Source organism: Pseudomonas sp. St290 (genome assembly GCF_018325805.1).
Lineage (GTDB): Bacteria > Pseudomonadota > Gammaproteobacteria > Pseudomonadales > Pseudomonadaceae > Aquipseudomonas > Aquipseudomonas bijieensis.
The window spans coordinates 961,129-982,299 of record NZ_AP014703.1; the positions used below are offsets into that span (position 1 = coordinate 961,129).

The 21,171-nt window shown below is 55.9% G+C and carries 15 protein-coding genes; 10 read left to right on the plus strand and 5 right to left on the minus strand.

Annotated elements, in window-relative coordinates; genetic code table 11:
* The 3 genes from PBDP_RS04055 to PBDP_RS04065 form a co-directional block, all read right to left on the minus strand.
* Positions 1–903: an ABC transporter permease gene (locus PBDP_RS04055; protein ID WP_212801858.1), complete on the minus strand. Its 903-nt coding sequence runs from the start codon at positions 901–903 to the stop codon at positions 1–3.
* A gap of 9 nt (positions 904–912) precedes the next feature.
* Positions 913–1,830 carry an ABC transporter permease gene (locus PBDP_RS04060; RefSeq protein ID WP_116834141.1) on the minus strand — a complete coding sequence of 306 codons (918 nt, stop codon included), beginning with the start codon at positions 1,828–1,830 and terminating at the stop codon, positions 913–915.
* Positions 1,831–1,933: 103 nt separating this feature from the next.
* On the minus strand, positions 1,934–3,454 hold the full coding sequence (locus PBDP_RS04065; RefSeq protein WP_109753456.1) for an ABC transporter substrate-binding protein: 1,521 nt from the start codon (positions 3,452–3,454) through the stop codon (positions 1,934–1,936).
* 183 nt (positions 3,455–3,637) lie between these two features.
* On the opposite strand from PBDP_RS04065, the gene PBDP_RS04070 reads away from it, so the two are divergent.
* The 10 genes from PBDP_RS04070 (at position 3,638) to PBDP_RS04115 (ending at position 19,549) form a co-directional block, all read left to right on the plus strand.
* Positions 3,638–4,555, plus strand: a complete 918-nt coding sequence (locus tag PBDP_RS04070) for a LysR substrate-binding domain-containing protein (RefSeq protein ID WP_025569579.1) — start codon at positions 3,638–3,640, stop codon at positions 4,553–4,555.
* 322 nt (positions 4,556–4,877) lie between these two features.
* On the plus strand, positions 4,878–5,765 hold the full coding sequence (locus tag PBDP_RS04075; RefSeq protein WP_212801859.1) for a hypothetical protein: 888 nt from the start codon (positions 4,878–4,880) through the stop codon (positions 5,763–5,765).
* A 1-nt stretch (position 5,766) separates the two neighbouring features.
* On the plus strand, positions 5,767–7,182 hold the full coding sequence (locus PBDP_RS04080) for a saccharopine dehydrogenase C-terminal domain-containing protein (protein WP_212801860.1): 1,416 nt from the start codon (positions 5,767–5,769) through the stop codon (positions 7,180–7,182).
* A gap of 16 nt (positions 7,183–7,198) precedes the next feature.
* Positions 7,199–8,368 (plus strand): MFS transporter, encoded by a 1,170-nt coding sequence (locus tag PBDP_RS04085; RefSeq protein ID WP_212801861.1) that lies wholly within the window; start codon positions 7,199–7,201, stop codon positions 8,366–8,368.
* A 744-nt stretch (positions 8,369–9,112) separates the two neighbouring features.
* Complete coding sequence (locus PBDP_RS04090) at positions 9,113–9,316, plus strand: helix-turn-helix domain-containing protein (protein WP_212801862.1); 204 nt, start codon at positions 9,113–9,115, stop codon at positions 9,314–9,316.
* Positions 9,313–12,045 (plus strand): type I restriction endonuclease subunit R, encoded by a 2,733-nt coding sequence (locus PBDP_RS04095; protein ID WP_249411837.1) that lies wholly within the window; start codon positions 9,313–9,315, stop codon positions 12,043–12,045. The genes PBDP_RS04090 and PBDP_RS04095 overlap by 4 nt, the downstream gene beginning before the upstream one ends.
* Before the next feature lie 20 nt (positions 12,046–12,065).
* A complete protein-coding gene (locus PBDP_RS04100; RefSeq protein WP_212801863.1) occupies positions 12,066–14,519 on the plus strand; it encodes a type I restriction-modification system subunit M in 2,454 nt (817 codons plus the stop codon).
* Positions 14,516–16,456 (plus strand): restriction endonuclease subunit S, encoded by a 1,941-nt coding sequence (locus tag PBDP_RS04105; RefSeq protein ID WP_096106731.1) that lies wholly within the window; start codon positions 14,516–14,518, stop codon positions 16,454–16,456. Before PBDP_RS04100 ends, PBDP_RS04105 begins: the two co-directional genes overlap by 4 nt.
* The gene (locus PBDP_RS04110) at positions 16,456–18,462 is read left to right on the plus strand and encodes an AAA family ATPase (protein WP_212801864.1); all 2,007 of its coding nucleotides are present in this window, start codon (positions 16,456–16,458) and stop codon (positions 18,460–18,462) included. The genes PBDP_RS04105 and PBDP_RS04110 overlap by 1 nt, the downstream gene beginning before the upstream one ends.
* Positions 18,452–19,549: an HNH endonuclease family protein gene (locus PBDP_RS04115; protein WP_212801865.1), complete on the plus strand. Its 1,098-nt coding sequence runs from the start codon at positions 18,452–18,454 to the stop codon at positions 19,547–19,549. The genes PBDP_RS04110 and PBDP_RS04115 overlap by 11 nt, the downstream gene beginning before the upstream one ends.
* 236 nt (positions 19,550–19,785) lie before the next feature.
* Here the strand turns inward: PBDP_RS04115 and PBDP_RS04120 are convergent, their stop codons facing one another.
* On the minus strand, positions 19,786–20,073 hold the full coding sequence (locus PBDP_RS04120) for a hypothetical protein (protein WP_212801866.1): 288 nt from the start codon (positions 20,071–20,073) through the stop codon (positions 19,786–19,788).
* On the minus strand, positions 20,070–21,050 hold the full coding sequence (locus PBDP_RS04125; protein ID WP_212802475.1) for an integrase domain-containing protein: 981 nt from the start codon (positions 21,048–21,050) through the stop codon (positions 20,070–20,072). The genes PBDP_RS04120 and PBDP_RS04125 overlap by 4 nt, the downstream gene beginning before the upstream one ends.
* Between the last annotated feature and the right edge of the window lie 121 nt (positions 21,051–21,171).

Genomic DNA, 21,171 nt, shown 5'->3' on the forward strand with positions numbered 1-21,171 from the left:
TCAGTTACGGCCGTCGGGCAGAATCAGATCGCGCAGGCCATCGCCGACCAGGTTGATGCCCAGCACCAGAATCATCAGGGCGACACCGGGAATGGCGATGACCCACGGGGAAAAGAACATGTAGGGTTTGCCTTCGGCGATCATCAAACCCCAGGACGGTGTCGGCGGCTGCACACCCACCCCGAGGAATGACAACGCCGACTCCAGGAGGATCGCGTGGGCCATTTCCAGCGTCGCGACGACGATCAGCGCGCCGACCAGGTTGGGCAGGATTTCGCTGACCAGAATGCGCAGGGTCGAGCAGCCAAGCGCCTGGGCCGAGGCTACATATTCAGCATCGCGAATCTGTTGCACCGAAGCCCTGACCACCACCGCGAAGCGATCCCATAACAGGCAGCCGAGCAGCACGATCACCACTTTCAACGAGCCGCCCATCAGCGAGGCCGAGGCCAGCGCGACCATCACGACCGGCATCGCCAGCCGAGTGGTGATCAGGTAGCTGATGAACGCATCGACCTTGCCGCCGTAGTAACCGGCCAACAGCCCCATGACGGTGCCGATAAAGCCGGAGATCAGCGCCGCCGCAATGCCGATGAACAGCGAGATACGTGCGCCGTAGAGCAGTCGTGACAGGTAGTCACGGCCCAGCTTGTCGGTTCCCAGGGGGTATTCCCAGGTGCCGTTGGCCATCCATGCCGGCGGTTTCATACGCAGCATCACGTCTTGCGCATAAGGGTCGTAAGGTGCCAGCCACGGCGCGAACAATGCACCGGTGAAGATGATCAGCAACAACACCGCGCCGATGGCGAAACCCCGATGACGAAAGCTCTTGCCAAGTACTCGGCTCAGGCTGCTCGGGGGTGGCAGGTAGTCATTGATCGCGAGGGGCGTGGGGATGCTCATGTAAACCTCCTAGCGCACGCGAATGCGCGGGTCGAGCAGTGCGTTGAGCACGTCGGCCAGCAAGGTGAGGATGATGTAGATCACCGCAATCAGCAGGACCACGGCCTGTACCACCGGAAAGTCATCACGGGCGATGGCGTCCCAGGCAAGCTGTCCGATGCCTTGCAGGGAGAACACGGTTTCGATCACGACCGAACCGCCGAGCATGAAGCCAAACTCCACCGCCGCCAGTGCGACGACCGGAATCAAGGCATTGCGCAGGGCATGCTTGAACAACACGCGGGCAGGGCGCAGGCCCTTGGCGCGGGCGGTGCGGATGTAATCGGAGCTGAGCACATCAAGCATGCCTGCGCGTGTCAGGCGCATGATTGCCGGCGTCGCGTAGTAGCCCAGGGCAATGGCCGGCATGACGAAGTGCAGCATGGTCGAGTTACCGGACACTGGCAGCCATTTGAGCGTCACCGCAAACACCACGATCAACATCAGCGCAAACCAGAAACTGGGCATTGCCTGACCCAGCACCGCAATGCTCAAGGCCAGTCGATCAACCCAGGTGTCGCGTTTGACCGCGGCCAGCACGCCCAGTGGAATTGCCACCAGCAAGGCGATACCCAGCGCCATGGCACCTAGCCCGAGGGTAATCGGCAAGCGGCTGGCGACGAGGTTGTAGACCGATTCCTGAAAGAAAAAAGAGTTGCCCAGGTCCAGCTGCAACAAATCTCCCAGCCAGTTGAAGTACTGGGTCGGTAGCGGTTTGTTCAAACCGTACTGCACGCGGATCTGTTCGATCTGTTCGCTGGTGGCTTCCGGTCCGCCAATGGCAGTGGCCAGGTCGCCGGACAGGTGCAAAAGCGAAAAGCTGATCACCGACACGGTAATGGCAACGCAAATAGCGATGCCCAGACGGCGTAGAAGGAATCCAAGCATGGCAAGTTTCCTCATATCCAATGGATAACAGGTGTGAGGACGTGTCCGTGGTGCGGCTTAATCCACACCACGGCACCTCTCGATCGATCCGCTCTGTTGCGGATTACTTCCAGCTGGACTGAACGAAACGCGGCAGCTCATCCGGGTACGACGTGAACGCGAGTTCGGAGGTGTAGGCGTAGTTCATCGAGTAGTTGAACAACGGCGCCCAGTACGCCTGTTCGCTGATGCGCTGCAGCGCCTTGCGGTAGTTGTCCTTGCGCAATTGCGGGTCGAGGGCGTTGTCAGCGGTCTGCAACCAGCTCTGGACTTGTGGGTCCTTGATGTTGTCGTCCGGATTACCCTTGAACCAGGTGCCGGCCGACGCCGAAGTGTCGAGGATCGAGAACGAGCCCCAGGCCTGAAACGACATGGGCACCTTGCCGCCACGTTGCTGATCGCGCAGTGCGGCGTACTTCAAGTAGCGCAGCTTGGCGTTGATGCCCACGGCACGTAGGTTGCCGATGATGGCTTCGACGTAATCACGGTCGCGATAAGCGAAGATTTCTGTCTCGAAGCCATTTGGGTAACCGGCTTCGGCGAGCAGCGCCTTGGCTTTGGCCGGGTCGTAGTCGTAGACCGTGGCCGCGGTGGTATCGCAGCCGAATTGGCCTGGATAACAGGCAACCTGCAAGGGTTTGGCTTCGCCACCCACCATTTGCGTGGCCAGTGCATTGCGGTTGATCGCATGGTTGATGGCCTGACGCACCTTGAGGTTCTTCATCGGCGAGTTTTCAGTGGAGGTGCCCCGGGCATCGAGAATCAGGAAGCCGATGCGCATGGTTTCGCCGCTGGTCACGGTCAGGTTCGGCATACCTCTAAGGTCGACGGCCTGATCCGAGGTCACACGCCAAGTCCAGTCGACACCGTCGGTCATCAACTCGGCCAGGCGGGTTTCTGCATCCGGAATCACCCGGAACTTGAGGTGGCCGATATGGGGCTTGCCTTGAGGGCTGTCCGGAAAGTAGTCCTTGTTGATCTCCATGGTCACGCCTTCGCCAGCTACCACCGACGTCGCTTTATACGGCCCGGTACCCACTGGCTTGCGGCTGAATTCGGCCAGGCCGACCTTCTCGAAGTACTGCTTGGGGAACATCGGGACGGCGTTGGACAGGTATTCCAGTGCCGGAGGGAAAGGCTTCTTCAAATACAGGCGGACACTGTAGTCACCGGTTTTTTCGGCGCTCTTGATCCAGTCTACGTTTTGCACGGTAACGACTTTCGCTTCGGGCGACACCACGTAGTTGAGGGTGAACACCACGTCGTCGGCGGTGAAGGCGTCGCCGTTGTGAAATTTGACGCCTTTGCGCAGCTCAAAATCGATGGTGGTGTCGTCGACCTGTTTCCAACTGCTGGCCAGCATGGGTTTGTATTCGCCATTGCTGGGGTCGCGGTAGATCAGGTTGTCCCAGATCAGCCGGCCGAGAATCACACCTTCGCGTAAATCGTTGTGATAGGGGCTGATGTTTTCAGGTTCGCTGTCGGAAGCGTAAACCAGGGTGTCGTTGGCTTTACCGGCATGTGCCGGAAAACTGCTGATGAGGCCCAACAGCGCAATGCTGCAGGCGAAACCTTTGATGCCCATGCCGTCGTCTCCGTTGGCGAGAGTGGTTGAATCAAAGGGCAGCGAATCGCAAATGCGTAAAGGAGGGGGTGAAGCTCAGGTCATGTTTTTGGTCTAGACACGAATGTAGGGAAAGGCTATCAATGCCACAAGAATAATATTTCGATACTTGCGTTGCCGAAAAGGCAATCCTTGGGGGCGCCGATGCAGTTGTATGGTGTGCAGTCCACGGCACTGCGTTATTTCCTGGAGGTAGCGCGATGCGGATCGATCAGCGAAGCCTCCGTGCGCTTGAATGTCGCCGCGTCAGCGGTGAGCCGACAAATCGCCAAGCTTGAGTTGGCCCTGGATGCCAGTTTGTTTGAGCGTCGGGCCCGAGGCATGGTCCTTAGCGAGGCGGGGGCGCGATTGGCGGCCTATGCGCGCAAGTCGCAGCTTGAGGCCGAGCAGGTGGTGCTGGAAATTACCGAACTGCATGGCTTGCAGCGGGGTCATGTGCACGTTGCCTGTTCGGAAGGATTTGCACTGGAATACATGCCCAGGAGCATCAGCGCGTTCAGGCGCGAGTATCAGGGCATTCATTTCACCTTGGAGGTCTGTGCACCTGCCGAAGCGACCGAGAAGGTGCGCTCCGGCGAAGCCGATCTGGCGATGACCTTCAGCCTGACGCCGCAAAAGGAAATCAAGGTCGAACATGTCCTGAGCGGGGCGATTTTTGCCGTGGTCGCCAATTCCCATCCCTTGGCCGGGCGTGAAGCGGTCAGCCTCGCAGAGTTACAACCCTGGCCCATTGCGTTACCCAAGGCCGACACGACGATACGGCAACTGTTCGATATCTGTTGCGGCGTACAGGGGTTGTTGTTCGACCCTGTGTTGACCACCAACTACGTTGCCGCGCTCTATAGCTTCGTCCGCGAAGAAGGCGTTATCAGCCTGGCCAGCGAGATGACCTTGCAAAAGCAGGTGGCGGACAAGGCCCTGCAATGCGTGCCGATCCTCGACGAAGGCATGCAGGCACGACGCATCGAACTGCAAAGCATGGCTGGCCGAAATTTACCGGCCGCGGTTTCTGCGTTCAGGGATTTTCTGATTGCTGATCTGGGGAAAGCGAAGCGTCGTTGAAAAGGCCTGGTTACTTGATGCTTCGGCCTGCTGGGCATATCCACGCAAGTACCGTTGAAGCCTCGAGCTCACTGAATTTCAGGCACAAAAAAAGACGTCCTGGATGTCTTAGATGATGTAGTTGCCGATCCCTAACGCCGAGCTCCATGTAACTACCCACGATTCGGTGAATATTTTTTTTATAACCTTATGTCTTAAGAGTATTGGTGCTTAGATTCTTCACGATGTACTAATCGTTTCGAAGCCAGGTTGGATCCAAAAACTCAGGCCATTCCCTTGCCAGTCTGTCACAAAACTTGGAAAGCGCTCAGGACGGTGATCCATGGACGATCAGAAAATTTTGGATGAAGTGAAAGATTGGTTCATCAGTTGTTTGGGATGCGCGGCGGGTAGGCGAGAGTTTAGTAAGAATCGCTATATGCTGGCTATTGCTCGAACCGCGCAAGAGGCCAGGGATAGCTTTGAGGCTTATGTACGAGCGCTCGAGGCCAGGGAGGCAGTAGCTTGTCTAATCATCTGCCCGACCACCAGCGCAGAGCAAAGCACGTACAGCGTGGCTCAAGAAGTTCGACGTCTGTCTGCCCTGTTCAGTCCGCTCAGTGAGTTCTCTGCCGAAGAGTTGGCGACGGGCCGTGCTCTAAACAAAAAGCTCTATCTGACGTGTCCGGTCACCAACGTTAAAGTGTTGTTCGAAGACTTTGATGCGGTTGCATTTTGTCCACAGTCAGATGATCTGGATGACGAACTTTATGACCCTTTGATGTCAGCACCGATTCCAGCGGTCAACTTCAACTCCGATGTGTATGCCTTTTCAATATTCTGCCGTGACATGAGCCTGCAGAAGTTCAAACGCGAGGTGTATGAGTTGACCTCGGCAGAGCGCGGTCAGCTCTACGAGGTGGTGTTACATGGTTGGCAGCGTATTGCTGAGAAGACTCTGGGCAATTACATCAATATGACTAACGTTGAAAAGTGTCCGGTCTACTTGCATGACAACAATCAATACTGGTTCGCCAATCATCAGGACCCGGCGTTTGCAGAGTCGGTAAAGGCATTGTATCGACACGATATGCCGTTGATTTACGTGCCCAAGATATTTTGCGAATGGGAGCAGTATTTCGCCACCGGGCGTCTACCGGATTTCAGCGAGACCGCCACCCCTGGCAGCCAACACCTGGACGCAACTGAGTCCACTCTAGAGGCCATTTGAGATGAGCAAGGAAGCGAGTTTTTCGGGCAAAAAACTGGTATTTATCGGCTTCGGCTCGATCACCAAAGCGACCATCGGGCTGCTTGTCCGCGCGCGCGCATTCAATCTCTCATCGGTTGTGGTCATCGCTCCGCAGATAGCGCAACACCAGCCGTTCGTCGACCTGGGGGTAAGTTTTATCGACGTGGCGTTGACGCCCGAGAATCTTGGCCACGTGTTGCGCGATGTGGTCCAGCCAGGTGATTTCATCGTTAACCTGTCGGTCAATGTGAGCAGCGCTGATCTGATCAGGTTTGCCCATGCGCAAGGCGCGTTGTATCTCGATACCTGCATCGAACCCTGGGAGGGCACCTACAACGAACCCACTCTGACCACCTCGCAGCGTTCCAATTACGCGTTGCGCGACCAGTTGCTGGCCCTTGGAGACGAACTCGGGCCAGGCCCTACGGCAGTCGTGACTCACGGCGCGAACCCGGGCCTGGTCTCGCATTTCGTCAAATCGGCCTTGCTGCAACTCGCTGCGAAACTCGGCGTGGCCGTGCCTGAGGCCCAGGGTCGCTTGGCCTGGGGCGAACTGGCGATGGCGCTGAACGTAAAGGTGATACACATCGCTGAACGCGACACTCAGCGCTCGTCACGCATCAAGTCTGATGACGAGTTCGTCAACACCTGGTCCGTCGATGGGTTCGTCAGCGAAGCCGGACAGCCCGCGGAACTGGGCTGGGGGTCCCACGAGAAAACCTGGCCGCCTTTCGCTCGCCATCACCCATTCGGTTCAAATAACGCAATCTACCTCGAGCGCCCCGGTGCCTCGGTGCCAGTGAAAACCTGGACCCCCAACGGCGGCCCCTGCACTGGCCTGCTGATCACCCACAACGAAGCCATTTCGCTTCCCGACTTTTTGACGGTCAAGGATGGCAGCGTGCTGCTGTACCGGCCAACTGTGCATTACGCCTACCACCCTTGCGACGATGCCCTACTGTCGGTGCACGAGTATGTAGGAAGGGGCTGGAAGCTCCAGGACAGCAAGCGGATCATGAACGATGAGATTGCCCCAGGTGGTGTCGACGCGCTCGGCGTGCTGCTTATGGGGCACGCCCTCAACGCCTATTGGTACGGTTCGATCCTGAGCATCGACGAGGCGCGGCAGATTGCCCCCTTCAACACGGCCACCAGCCTGCAAGTGGCTGCCGGTGTGTACTCGGGCATTATCTGGGCCATCGAAAACCCCGACCGCGGGATCGTCGAGCCGGAACAGATGGATCATCGTCGGGTGCTGGAAATTGCTCTACCCTTCCTCGGAAGTCTCGAAGGCATCCAGACCGACTGGACGCCTCTGGACACCATTAATGCTCTATTCCACAAGCCCGAAGGTGAGCTCTGCCCGTGGCAGTTCGAACACTTTACCGCTGTCTAGCCAAGGTCGGTCACGAATGGAAAATGCCAGTATTGAGTACACCGACAAACGACGCTGGTTTGCGCTCACCAAGATAAACACTCTCTCGGCCCTGTCGCAGATCGTGCAGATTGGTACCGTCACTCCGCTGCTCTCGCTTTCGCTGGAGCAACAAGGCGTCGAGCCGGCAAAGATCGGGGTGATTGTCAGTGCCTCATGGTTGGCGATCCTGTTGCTCTACAAATGGGTTCCGCGTTTGCTGGCCCGTCTGGGGCTCGTCAAGACAAATATCCTCAGCGCAGCGCTAACGATTGCTGCGCTGATCGGTATGACTTTGACTTCCCATTTGGTACTGATTTTTTTGCTGAACTTCGTGCTCGGTATTGGCTTGATCCTGCGCTGGATTGCCTGCGATACGTGGATCGTCGCGGTCGCCTCGAAAGACGAGCGCGGGCGTGCGATCGGAGTTCATGAGACCTTGATGGGCCTGGGTATTGCTGTTGGCCCGCTGCTGTTGGTTGTGTTCGGCGTCGGGAGTGCCGCGCCTTACTACGCCTGTGCCGTGATCGTGTTGTTATCCGGCGCGCTGGCCTTGACCCTCAAGGACTACGATACGCGACCGCAAACCCCTGCGGAAAAACGCCATGGCAAGTTGTTCAGCGTCATCCCCACGGCGCTGTGTGGCGCGTTTATCGCAGGCTTTTCGGAAACCTCCTCCGTATCGTTCCTTGCAGGCTACAGCCTCTCGGCCGGTTATCTGTTGACCGCCGCCACCCTGCTGATATCGGTGTTCGGCATTGGCGGCACCGTCCTGCAACTGCCGATCGGCTGGATGGCCGATCGCAGTTCGTACAAAGTCGGCCAATTAGTCTGCGGCTTGATACTGTTGTTGGGCACCCTGGCCATTCCGTTCAGCCAGCCGCTTCCTTGGTTGGCGACGATTATCGTGTTCCTGTGGGGAGGCGCCATTGGCGGCATGAACACCCTGGCAGTGATCGAGGCGGGAGACCGGGTTGGAGAACATCAAGTGTCCACCGCCATGACGGCCATTGCGATGTTCTACACCTTGGGTAGCGTATTGGGCCCCATTGCCACGGGGGCCACAGTGTCCTACATCAGCGAGCATGGATTGATGATCTCGGTAGGGATCGTCGGTGCGGTTTTCATTGCAATGTTGATTTTGCATAGAGCCCCCACGCAAGAGTGAATTGCGCCAGTGCCTTTGTTTGGCACCGTATCCCTCTTGTGCCCCTCGCTGGAAAGCCTCCAGTAGCGCTGAAAGCCCCGTATTTACTGGATTTCAGGCACAAAAAAAGACGTCCGAGGACGTCTTTAGATGTTGAGCCGGGGGGATTTGAAACTATCGGGTATATGTATGAAATATGAAAAGAAAATATTGGTTGTAAAGCTCGATGGAATACCTTTTGGAATACCTGACCGGTTGAAAGCGAGCTCGGCATGCTGATATGAATCTTGAGGTTCGTCCGGTTATCCCTGCCGGCGCAACCTCCTTCATCGACATGATGGGGCACGCTAGCGTCAGAATTACTGCTCACCAGGGTCTCAATGATTTGAGCGCGTTTCACGCCGTGCTGCTTGGCTAGCGGGTCGAGTCGGGCGATCAACATTATGGATGGCAGGACGTTGACCTGCTTCTTGCCAGCGGAGCGCTCGGCGAATTGCTTACGGTTCCAGCGCCTCTTGACTCCGTGATTATGCCTTCAGTTCATTGCGACCTATCTCTTCTTGGTCGACGAGCATCAGCAGCTCTTGGAGGTTGCAGATGGGGCTGCCTTGAGAGGGGGGGGAGGTGGTTCTTCTGAATCCCGCTCCCAGGCGCAGCGCTTTTCACCGTTTTTTACTGGCGAATCACTACAGCAGTGTCCTTCATGCTGATAGACTTCAGCCGACTTTAAACGACTATGGCTGCTTAAGCTTGAGCGTAACCATAATGAGCACTGAACCTTGGGTCACTGCCGAACAGGTTTCCCTTCACTTGGGGGTGGCCAAAGACACAGTGTATCGCTGGCGCGAGCGTAAGGCTTTGCCGGCGCACAAAATTGGTCGTCTATGGAAGTTTCAGCTATCTGAGGTCGATGAGTGGGTGCGAGCGGGTGGCGCAGACGAGCACCAAAACTCAGGGAATGAGCAATGACTACTCCGAGCCACAATGAAGCGCAAACAAGAGCTCAGGTCATCGACTCTCAGCTTGCTCATGCTGGCTGGTCTCAAAGTCGGCGGACTCTTGTCGAAGAATTTTTGCTCAAAACAGCCGAGCCCGCCGGCAACTATGGCAATGAGCAATTTGCTGACTACGTTCTTCTCGGTTCAGATGGCAATCCGATTGCTGTAGTCGAGGCCAAGCGGTCATCGCGTGATGAGCTTGCTGGAAAGCGTCAGGCCGCTGACTACGCAGACGCAATCAAGGCCAAATTCGGTAACGACCCTTTCATTTTTCTCACCAACGGCAAAGAGATTCAATTCTGGGATCGTGAGCGCTATGCGCCCCGAAAAATCTCGGGGTTCTACACGCGAGACGACTTAGAGCGACTGCGCCATCAGCGGCAGTTTGCTCAGCCGCTGGGCAGCGTCACCATCAGCGCTGCGATCGCAGGCCGCGACTATCAGAACGAAGCTATTCGGCGTGTCACTGAAGGGGTAGATGCGGCCAAGCGCAAATTCTTGCTGGTGATGGCTACAGGCACAGGTAAGACTCGGACGACCATCGCCCTTGTTGATACTTTGCTGCGATCAAAGCGCGTGCAGCGAGTCCTATTCCTGGCCGACCGCCGGGAGTTAGTGCGCCAAGCTATGTCGGAGTTCAAGTCCCACTTACCCAACGAGAGTTTGGCTCGCATCGAGTCCGGCGAAACCTCCGGCGCACGCATTCAGTTCTCGACCTATCCCAGCATGATGCAGGTTTATTGGCGCCTGTCGGTTGGTTACTACGATCTGATCGTGGCCGATGAAAGCCACCGTTCTATCTACCAACGATATAAGGCCGTCTTCGATCACTTCGACGCCATCCAGCTCGGGTTGACAGCGACCCCCACTGACTACATCGATCACAACACTTTCGAACTGTTTGATTGCGGTGACGGCGCGCCCAGCTACTACTACAGCTACGAGCAAGCGATTGCCGACCAGAACCTGGTCAACTACCGCGTGCTGGATGCACAAACCAATTTTCAACTTCAGGGCATCCAAGGTGACGCACTACCCGAGCCCTTGAAACAGATGGCTCGCGATCAAGGCGTTGAGCTTGATGAGCTCAACTTCGATGGCAGTGACATCGAAAAGGGAATCATCAACCAAGGCACCAACGATGCCATGGTGAGAGAGTTTATGGATAAGAGCCGCAAAGATGTGCGCGGTCTACCACACAAGTCCATCATCTTCGCCGTCAGCCACGCCCATGCAAAGCGGCTCTACGAGGGATTTAACCGTTTGTATCCTGAGCTGCAGCGCCAAGGCATGGCTGAAATTATCGATAGCCATATGGAGCGCGCTGACGCGACGCTGGATGATTTCAAGTACCGCACCATGCCGCGAGTGGCTATTTCGGTGGACATGCTCGACACCGGCGTAGACGTCCCTGCCATCCAGAACCTAGTTTTCGCCAAGCCCGTATTTAGCAAGGTTAAGTTCTGGCAGATGATCGGGCGCGGCACACGGCTGCATACGGACAAGGCCACCGGTGAGGTCAAGAAAGATTTCTTGATCATCGATCACTGGAAAAATTTCGCGTATTTCAAGCTCAAACCCGACGGCGAGGTCGACCATCCCAGCGAACCGCTACCGGTTCGCCTGTTTCGACTGCAGCTTGAAAAGTGGCAACTCCTGGAAGCACAGCAGCAAGACACACAAGCCACCATTGCCGATCTGCAGGCGATGCTGCAGGCATTGCCCCGCCACAGCATCAATGTACGTCCGCACTGGGACGAGCTCGACGCGCTGGCAGCGCAATGGCCAAAGCCCAGTCAAAGCGCAATTGAACACCTGTCGCAAGCCATCGCCCCCCTGATGCGACTAGCACCACTGGCTGGCCTGGATGAACTTCAATTTCGCATTTGGTGCGAGCGTCTCTCAGTGGCTTGGCTTAAAGGTGATGCAGGTGAACAGGCCAAAGTGCGTGAGCGCATTCACGAGGCGATTGAAAGTCTGGCCGAAAACATCCCTCAGGTGCAGCGTGTAGCCGAACAACGTGCCTGGGTTCAGTCGGCCGGCTTTTGGCAGCACTTGGATATGGCGCGTTTGATCACACTACAAACCGTATTCGCCCCGCTGATGCGCTACCGCACCACAACACCCAGCCGCACGGTTGAAATCAACCTGCCGGACAGCATCACACAGCGTAGTTGGATCATCTACGGCCCCTCCGGCGAAGGCGCCTTTGCAGAAAGCTATCGCGAGCAGGTAGAGGCACTGGTGCGCCGACTGGCTAACCAGCTTCCTGAGTTGGCTAAGCTCAAGCAAGGCGAGCATGTAGGTGACGACGAGCTGGAACGAATCAGCAACACGCTGAACCAGGCCGATCTGTTTGTCACCGAGGACACTTTGCGCAAAGCCTTTGAAGCCCCCGCTGCATCGCTGGCCGAAGTCCTGCGTCACATACTTTGCGAAGGCGCACGCCTGCCTAACCGTGAGCAGCGCATCAATGCCGCGTTCGATGCGTTCATTGCCGCACACGGCTATTTGCGTGCCAACCAACTCAACTTCCTGCGGGCCGTAAAGGCTGCTGTGCTGCGCCACGGGCGCATTACCCGCGCTGCACTCAACGAACCTCCGCTGTCGCGTGTAGGGCGCGTGGAAACGCTATTTCCGTCGCAAGACATCGACGAACTCATCAATCTCACCAACAACTTATTGGATGAGACTGCCTGATCCATCAAGGACACTGCTGAATGCTTGCCCCTCATATCAAGAAAAAAGTCGACGAACTCTGGAACCGCTTCTGGGCTGCCGGCCTCACCAACCCCTTGGTGGCAGTCGAGCAGATCACCTATCTACTCTTTCTTAAGCGACTGGAAGACATAGATTTCAAGCGGCTACAGCGTGGTTTTCGGTCGATTTATACTGGGTTTGAATCTTGTAGGTGGAGTTATATCCGCCATGAGAAAACCAATCCGAGTCACTTAATCGACGTAGTGTTTCCCTGGCTCCGCGAGCTCGAAAAGCATTTCAGCAACACTAGCGCTGACGGCACCGAGCTGGCCAGCTTGAATAACCGCATGGCTGATGCTTACTTTCAGCTCGATCCTAATAAAGGCAAGGTGTTGTCGGATGCTATTGACGCTATCGACCAGCTCTTCGCCCGTGCTGGTGAGGGTTCTGCTGCCCAAGACATCATGGGCGACACCTTTGAGTACCTGCTCAGCGAAGTCGCTACGGCGGGTAAGAATGGCCAGTTCCGCACCCCACGTCATCTGATCCGGTTTATGGTCGAGTTGCTCGACCCCGAGCCTGGCCAACGTGTCATCGACCCTGCCGCCGGAACAGGTGGCTTCCTGTTTAGTACCCAGCAGCATCTGATGCGCAAATACTCAGCGCAAGAAAACCTCGTGCTCGAATGGGACGGCACTCCACATCGTACCGATGGCGCTGCGGCAACACCTGAGCAATACGCCGCTATCCACAACGGAGCCAATTTCGTCGGCTTGGATAACGACCGTACCATGGCCCGCATCGGCTGGATGAACCTGGTGCTGCACGACGTCACCGACCCGCATTTGCTGCAGGGCGACTCACTCAGCAAGCGCGAAGGAAAGGCCAAGCTCAAGGAGCTGTTGGAACCAGGCAGCTACCAGTTCGTATTGGCCAACCCACCCTTTACCGGTACGGTCGACAGCGGCGATCTTGAGCCCGACACCTTACTTTTCCCGCGTGTCGGCGGTGGCGGCAAGAAAAAAGGGGACACGATTACCAATAAGAGCGAACTTCTCTTTTTATGGTTGATGCTCGACTTGCTGGATATTGGTGGCCGCTGCGCAGTGATCATTCCTGAGGGCGTCCTGTTCGGTAATACCGATGCTCACGTGCGCCTGCGCCGAGAGCTCCTTGCCGAGCACGTGGTGGAGGGAGTCATCTCTCTTCCAGGTGGGGTCTTTCAGCCCTACACCGGCGTTAAGACCTCCGTTTTGATTTTCAGAAAAGTCACACGCCGTGACAACAAACAAACCTTGCCCAGCAACGCCACACCACTCAGTGAACACGTCTGGTTTTATGAAGTGGAGGAAGACGGCTACTCCAAAGATGCCAAGCGCAGTGCCCGTCCTGGCCAACAGAACGACCTGTGGGATGCGCTTGAAAAGTTCAAAGCCTGGATTTCGCAAGGACGCTCAGGCGCGCAGCTCAATGAGAAAACGCTGTTGCAACCCCGCTTTTACACTGAGCGGTGGCGTCAGGCCCTGCTGCGCGATACCGCCGACAAGCTTACGCCTGCTGGTGAGGCATTTTCAGCTTTAGCCGACACCAGTATGTGGGACGGTCAGGTGTGGAGTATACGCGAGCTGTTTCCCGAGCTTCCTGCCAATCCCAAAGAGGCTGAAGAGAAGGTGCGGTCAGCCTCTGGGAGTGTGTTGATTGAATTGGCAATTCAGGCACTTACCCCAGCTGCACAAAAGGCCTGGAATGCCACGATTAGCGCACGCCTTGCCGAAGAAATCACCGATTCCGAACTCATAGATGCTTGGAAAAAAGCAGCTAAGCCCTTTGAGGCGGAATTCAAGAAATTGGCCCGTGAGATGGAGGCCTTTTTCGAAAAAGAAGACTCTCCAGCGCTCTCGATGTGGAAAGACTTAGTTAAGGCAGCACTCGCTGAGGTTCAACGCGACGTCTATGTGCTGGGCCTATTGCGAGACAATCAGCCGCCCAAGGCCATGACGGTACATGACATCGGAGAAAAGCTGACTGAAACGGCCCGCGAAGTCGCCAAACTCGACGGCTTCGACGTCACCCTGCGCAGCTTGGCTATTGATCAGGCCACTGAGCTCAGCGCGGCCAAGCATTGGGTGGTGCCTGTGCGTGACTGGGCGCGCAACGACGAATGGCAGAGTGAAGATGGTCAGCTCATCGGCTCACACGATGCTGATGGCTGGGTGCGCCCAAGCTACGTGCAAGCAATGTTGGCCGATGGGCTTTACGACGACAAGGGCGCACTCAAGGATGGCTTGCTCGACCCGGACTGTATTGAGGCGCGTGAGTGGAACCTGTCCGCTGGGCAGTACAAGCCTTTTGATTTCACCCAACTTAAGAGCGACAAAAGTGTGGCTGAGTTAATCGGCACACTCAAAACCACCGAGCAAGACATCATCAATGGCTTGGACAAGTTGCTAGCGATGGTGGAGGGGCGGGAATGAGTTTGCCTGAAACGTGGGAGCAAGCTCGACTAACAGATATTTGCGAGCTCAACCCTCGGCTACTTGCCGAAGATCGACCCAATGACGGCACCACCGTCACTTTTGTGCCTATGTCCGCTGTCGATGAAGATAGCGGCGTTATCAGCAAGCCAGAAACCCGTTCGTTTACAGAGGTTGCCAAGGGTTATACGAGTTTTCGTGAGCGTGACGTGCTATTTGCGAAAGTTACGCCCTGTATGGAAAACGGGAAAGCCGCAGTCGCACGCGATCTTGAAAATGGATTGGGCTTTGGGTCCACAGAGTTTCATGTACTGCGCCCGACCGGGGTCGTACTTCCTGAATATGTTTTCAGTTTTATTCGGCAGAAAGCCTTTCGTGATCGGGCCGCAGCTGCGTTTGTGGGAACAGGAGGCTTGCAGCGGGTACCGCCTGACTTCCTCTCTCGAGTGAAGATCCCGCTTCCTACACTCCCCGAGCAGAAGCGAATCGTCGATGTGCTGCGGCAGACGGAGGTAGTGGCTAAGGCCAAGAAATCCATCAGCGATCAATTTGATCACCTAATTCGGACGGCTTACTGGGAGTACTTTGGTAAATGGTTCACTGCTGATGGTTTGATTGATCCCGTTCGAATTAGCGACTACGTGGCGGACTCCCAGTACGGAGTATCCGAAGCCATGGGTGAGACTGGAACGCACGCGGTGTTGCGTATGAATAGCATCACCACCAGTGGCTGGATAGACCTGTCAAACCTCAAGTACGCCAGTCTGTCGAAAAAAGACATCAGTTCTACCGAGTTGCGAGATGGAGACCTGCTGTTCAACCGGACGAACTCCAAGGAGCTGGTCGGTAAATGTGCTGTTTGGCGCCCTGTTACCGGCACATACAGCTTTGCTTCTTACCTCGTACGCTTTCGCTTAAAACCAGAAATGCTGCCGGAATACCTCTGGGCGACTTTAAACAGTGCCTACGGGAAATATCGTCTTTTGAATTCAGCCAAACAGGCTGTCAGCATGGCGAACGTTAGCCCAACAGGCTTGGGGCGAATAACAGTGCCGCTTCCACCACTGCTGCTTCAAGAGGCGTTCGCTAAGTTCGTGCGTGAAATTGAGCTACTGCGAGCACAGATGCTTAGCAAGTTGGAGTTGTATTCTGAATTGCAGGAGATAATTACTCAGAGAGCCTTGATTGGAGAGTTGACTGCCCAATGGCGAGCACTTCACACGGACGAAATCGTCGAGGCTGGCAAGGTTCGTGATGCGCTACTACGCAAACACGGAGCAAAGGTTTCCCAGAATAGCGCCGCCAAACCCAGCTTAACTAAACAAGCAGATCTCACTGTGCCCCCTGCGCGCCATAGACTCCTTGCCGACCTCAGTGAGTTTCAGCGCCAGGTGCTGACGGCATTCATCGAGTATTGCCAGCAAAGCGGGCAGCCCTTATTCGTGGAAGATCCTGAAGTATTTTCCCGCTTCTGCGACGACTCAGCCGTGGCTGAGCGCCTGCAAGCCTTTGGCCAATTCCACGGCAATCGCATTCGCCGCTCCTTGAGTCAACTAGCAGCGCTAGGGCTGGTCGCCAAAATCACTTTACCCAAGCAAGACCAGGGCAGTGGAGAGTGCGACTACCTCAAGGCATTTCGTCCCCTGCGCCCTGAAGAATTCACGCGCATGGTCGATGTGCAGACACTGCGGAAAGCGTCGTTAGCCGACGTTGATCAGCAACACTATTACTTTGAAGTCCAGTTGGATTATGAGACCTCTGAGCATGCTGGTGCGAGCGGGATGTTCCAAGTGATGACGGTTGTAGGCGAGGAAGACAAGGATTTCATCCACCTAGTGGATCAGGGCCAACAATACGCCTCGCTAGATGATCTCAAAGAGGACATTGCCCGTAGTCTCAAGGTAGAGGTGTGGCAAGTCGATCTGGAGGTCGTGTAATGCGCCTGCGATACCTGCACCTGCAGAACTACCCGCCGATCTCAGATATTAAAGTGTGTTTCGCCAGCGGATCACCGCTTGCGCGTGAATGCGCCATCCGTTTTGTAGTGGGTGTAAACGGCAGCGGAAAATCGAATCTTCTACGTGCTGTGGCCGAGGTGTTCCTGGCTCTAGCCGATCTGCGGGTGCCGGCATTTCCGGTCAGTCTGATTTACGAATTGGGCGTGCGCGGTTCCACAAATCACCGTACCTTGCTGCTGCACTGCCCGGGCAACCGTCAGCAAGCCAGTTTATGGCTGCACGAGCGCTTTGCCTTTGACGATAAGAACGACCAAGACGTGTTCGATACCTGCATCGAACACCTGAACCTCATGGGCATGCCGGCGGTGCCCGGTTTCTCGGCGCTCATTGAGCCTGGCGCCTGGCCGCTGCGCGACAGCTCACCGCCACAGATCGCATTGCCGTCGGCCGTGTTGGCCTACACCAGCGGCGACCTGCGTCCGTGGCGCTCTGTGTGGAACCGTAACCAGAGCGCTGATGGTTTTCTGGAAGGCGATGATAGCACGCAAAGCGACGAACGCCCGGCAGGCTGGACCGCTGCTCAGGAAAGCGCCTTGCAAGCGGTACGGCAAAAAGATACTGATAGTCCTCGGCAGGCGATGGGCCCAGACACCACTGTGTCTGACCTTTTCCGCCGTCCCTTACTGTTGGACGCCACGCTTTTGAAGTGTGCGCTGCTGGCGGTGACGTTGCCTCAGACGTTTGGTGAAGCGACAAACTATCCATCGCGCTCGGACGTTGATGCCACGATGGCCAAACTAAGCAGCGGTGACGACAACAAGAACTCGGTGCGAGAGCTGCTGAAGCTTGGCGGTTGGCATCATCTAGTGTCGGTCGCGTTCCGCTCGCGCCTGCAACCGGCTCAATGGGATCAGAAGCTTTGCGAAACTGCTCACGATTGGTGGCTTTGCGCAAGTGAGGTGATTGCCGAGCCTCACCCTGTGGAGTTAAGTCGCACTGTGTGGTTTGACTTAAAAGGGCCATTCGACGGTCAGGGGCAATCATTCTTATCGTCCGCCCGTGATGAACTGGAAAATTGCCGTAGCCAAGGCGAAGCCTTGTGGGTCTTGCTAGGCGGAGCCAGGGATGTCAGCAGCTTTGACCTATTTACCCGCCTTTTGGAGCTGAGTCAGAAGGGACTGTTTGACGACGTACTGCTGCGGTTGCGTCGACATGCCATACCAGTCGATGCGCCCGATTCTGCCAAACGTGATATTGGCGTAATGCGCTATGAAGAGCTGTCAGACGGGGAGCAGATGTTTATGGGCAGAATGGCTATGCTGCATTTGTTGAGCGGACGTCAAGACTCCCTATTGCTGCTGGATGAACCTGAAACCCACTTCAATGACTTGTGGAAGCGAGACGTGGTCTCTGTGGTTGATGATGCCTTGGCACACACGTCAGCCGACGTCCTGATTGCAACCCATGCCGCCTTGATGCTTACCGATGCGCTTAAAGATGAATTGCTCGTACTTGAGCGCACAACCGCCGAGGATGATTCTGGCCCCAGCGAGTCCGGTCTTCGTAAATTGGATGCCCAAACATACACATTTGGTGCAACCGGAGATCACCCGTTACGGGATATTTTTGGGGCGTCGGATACGGTCGGAAGGCGGGCAAGCCGCTTGCTCGAAGTACTCATTGCGACTGCTCATTTTGGCTCTGAAGTCGAACAGTGCTGGCGCAACAATGGATCATGGGACGATGACCTCATAAGTCGCATCCTACAGTTGGCGCAGCAAAATGAGAGCAGTCTGACCCGTAGCTACGTGATCGATTGCCTGGAAAGCTTTGAGCGCTTTGCTTTGTATTTCGACGTAGTGAAGCCTCTTACCATGAAGGCGCTGCTCGAAGCATTCATTCGCCAGACGGGCCCTGGTTATTTCCAGGTTGAGCTTAAACGAGCTTGGCGTCGCTTGGTTGGGGATACTGTAAATGCTTCATGAACGCCGTTTGCCTAATGACCAGGCGCAAGATTTGGAACGCGTCTTCCGCTTCAAACTGCGGTTGCTAGATTGGCTGCTTCGTAGCCCGCCACAAGCGCTTGATGACAACACGCTCCTTGTTCTGCAATTCGGCCAACCTCTTGGCGAGTGGCTCTGGACTAGGATTCGCAGGCCTGAAACACGCACAGCATTTGGGAACGCTGTCATGGCTCTGGCAGCTAAAGCCCTAATGACCCCTGCTGAAGCGACCGGTGTGGCGGATGCCATAGCTCAGGACGCAGATTTTCATTGCAATTGGGACCTTGCCGGAAACGAGCTCTTGTTCCCACGCCTGCATCTGGACTGGTTGGAAACTATTAGGAACGTAGCGGAGCCTTTCTATGACTGGTTTGCCGGCTCGGGCTTCCCGTCAGCACCGTTCGCTCTGACAGGGGGCACGATTGACCGCGCAACTTTAATGAAAGCCTTTCGTCCGCAATCTCATGGAGTGTGCGGCTACTGCGACGGGACTTTGGGTGAGTTAGGCACCAAATCTGAAGCCAATGACTGCGACCACTTCTTCCCAAAAGCACAATGGCCGCACCTCGCCATTCACCCTACGAATCTTTTCTCTGCTTGCCAGGGTTGCAATTCACGGTGGAAGCTTGCCAATACCCCCATGGGGAACGCTGACGCATCAGGATTAAATGACACATATCATCCCATGCTAAGGCCAGGTGCCTCATCGGTTGTGGTGAGTGCAACCATATCGCCAACTAATTCGCGTCAGGTAAAAATCAACATTACAGATCCGATTGTCCCTCGCCGAGCTGAAACACTTGTCGCGACATTAGACTTGGACAGTAGATGGACCAATTCATCTAATGAGGCTTTGGACAGAGGGGTTTCAGTGCTTGTTGCAAAGTCAGCGCGAGACAAAGGCAATGGTTGGCAACCGGATGCTGATTCGGTTCGATTACTGATTGAGGACGATATAGCATGGAAGCGAGAGCAGCTGGGCAAAGAGGAGCGCTGCATGCGTCTTATTGCAGTATTGGAGTGCATGCGCAACGACCTCCTTCATGAGGTAATCGCTGAGCTGTCGTAATGAGCTTTGCAGGCCTGACATGGATCACTAATGTGAGGAGGATTTTTCGTTGGGCTTGCTTGGTCAGATATTTTGCGTTGCAGTTTGCCATTAAGGCTGTCTAAATGAATACGCTTTAACAGAGCATGGCTGTTGGCGAACAATCATAGGCGGACATGAGGGACTGCTAATAACGGATTACTTACTGTAATGACCGACCGGTTTGGATCGTCTGTAGTCGGTCGTGACTATCAAAATCAAACTCTCTCTCTGGTGGGCAATGTCCATGATTTTTCTAAACGACGAACGATCAGCCGCATAGTCAGAAAATAGTAATACCGAGTCGCGTCGCAGCGTTGATCTAGGCGATGTTCAAGGAACCATGTCACATGCTTTCTCTGCCAAGCCCAAGGCGTTTTTCGCTGCCAGCGCGCTGCAATTTCAGTCTGGATGATTCTCGCCTGCCGCAAATGGCGTTGCCGCGTGGCGTGCGATCCGGTCAGCACGGCAGCCAAGAATAGTTCCATATCGAATGGCTGACTCATGCCCGCCCACCAATGTAGGCCGCGACCACGTCGATCCGCCCGTGCCCCAGCTCATAGCTGATTTGCCTTCGGGCCTCACGATCAAGGTTCTTATCTACTAGACAACATTGACCGCCGTTGATAAGCGCGGGGTGTTGGGTTATTTGCTCATAACGTTCACACGCGAACGCCGCCCTTAGTTCATGAAAGCCTTTGAAGTTGTGGGCATGGAGGATGTCCCGGGCAGGACGAACGACTTCCTGCAGAACGTTCAGATAACTCTCGTTTGGCGCAATCAGATTGCGGCTACCGGCAGGCGACACCTGCTCCGCCAATGCAAGCGCATCACGCACATAGCGATCCACCTCAATCCAACGTGGCGCCGAGGCGCCGGCGCGGCCGCCTTTGGTGCCATCCTGAATGTTAATCCTGCCAAGGTCGTTAGCCTCACGATGTAGCCGTGGCAGATCAGCCAAGATGGCCTCACGCAAGCGCATGCCGGTGGCTCGCGCTAACAGAACGATCGCGGCGGCCCGTCTCTGATCACGGCGGCAAAGCGCATCGACGATCTGCTTAACCTGTTCGCGGTCTTGGCCCTGCGGCACCGAGTGTCGAACCCCGCTGCGTTGCATTCCCAATGACTTGCTCGGGCTTGGCAATTTCACGTACTGATCACCGCGAAGCGCCGCCATGGTCCTGTTAACGCTGGAGAGCCGATTTTGTGCGGTGCTAATGGCGAGGTCACCGCGCCCAACCACATCGCGCAGGTACGCTGCATAGTCGGCCAACACTTTCCGATCAATCTGCCGCGCATCATTGATAGCGGGCCCTTGTTCGGAGCGGCACCACTTCACGAATGCCTGCCACCGATCACAGTGTGCCTTCACCGTGCCGTAGTGGCCGCCGCCGAACATGTCTTTCAGCGCCTGCGGCCCTGCATAGCTCAATTGCCTGCCGTAACCGAAATTGCGGCCATCGCGCCTACCCACCAATGCCATGTCGGTCACCTCATCGTCCGTTTTACGATCCTCGCCCACGTCATCCCGCCAAGAATGTTGAGTGTTATCAGGGATCAAGGCCCCTGCGACCTGTGGGGAATGTCCACTACGCAGGACTGGC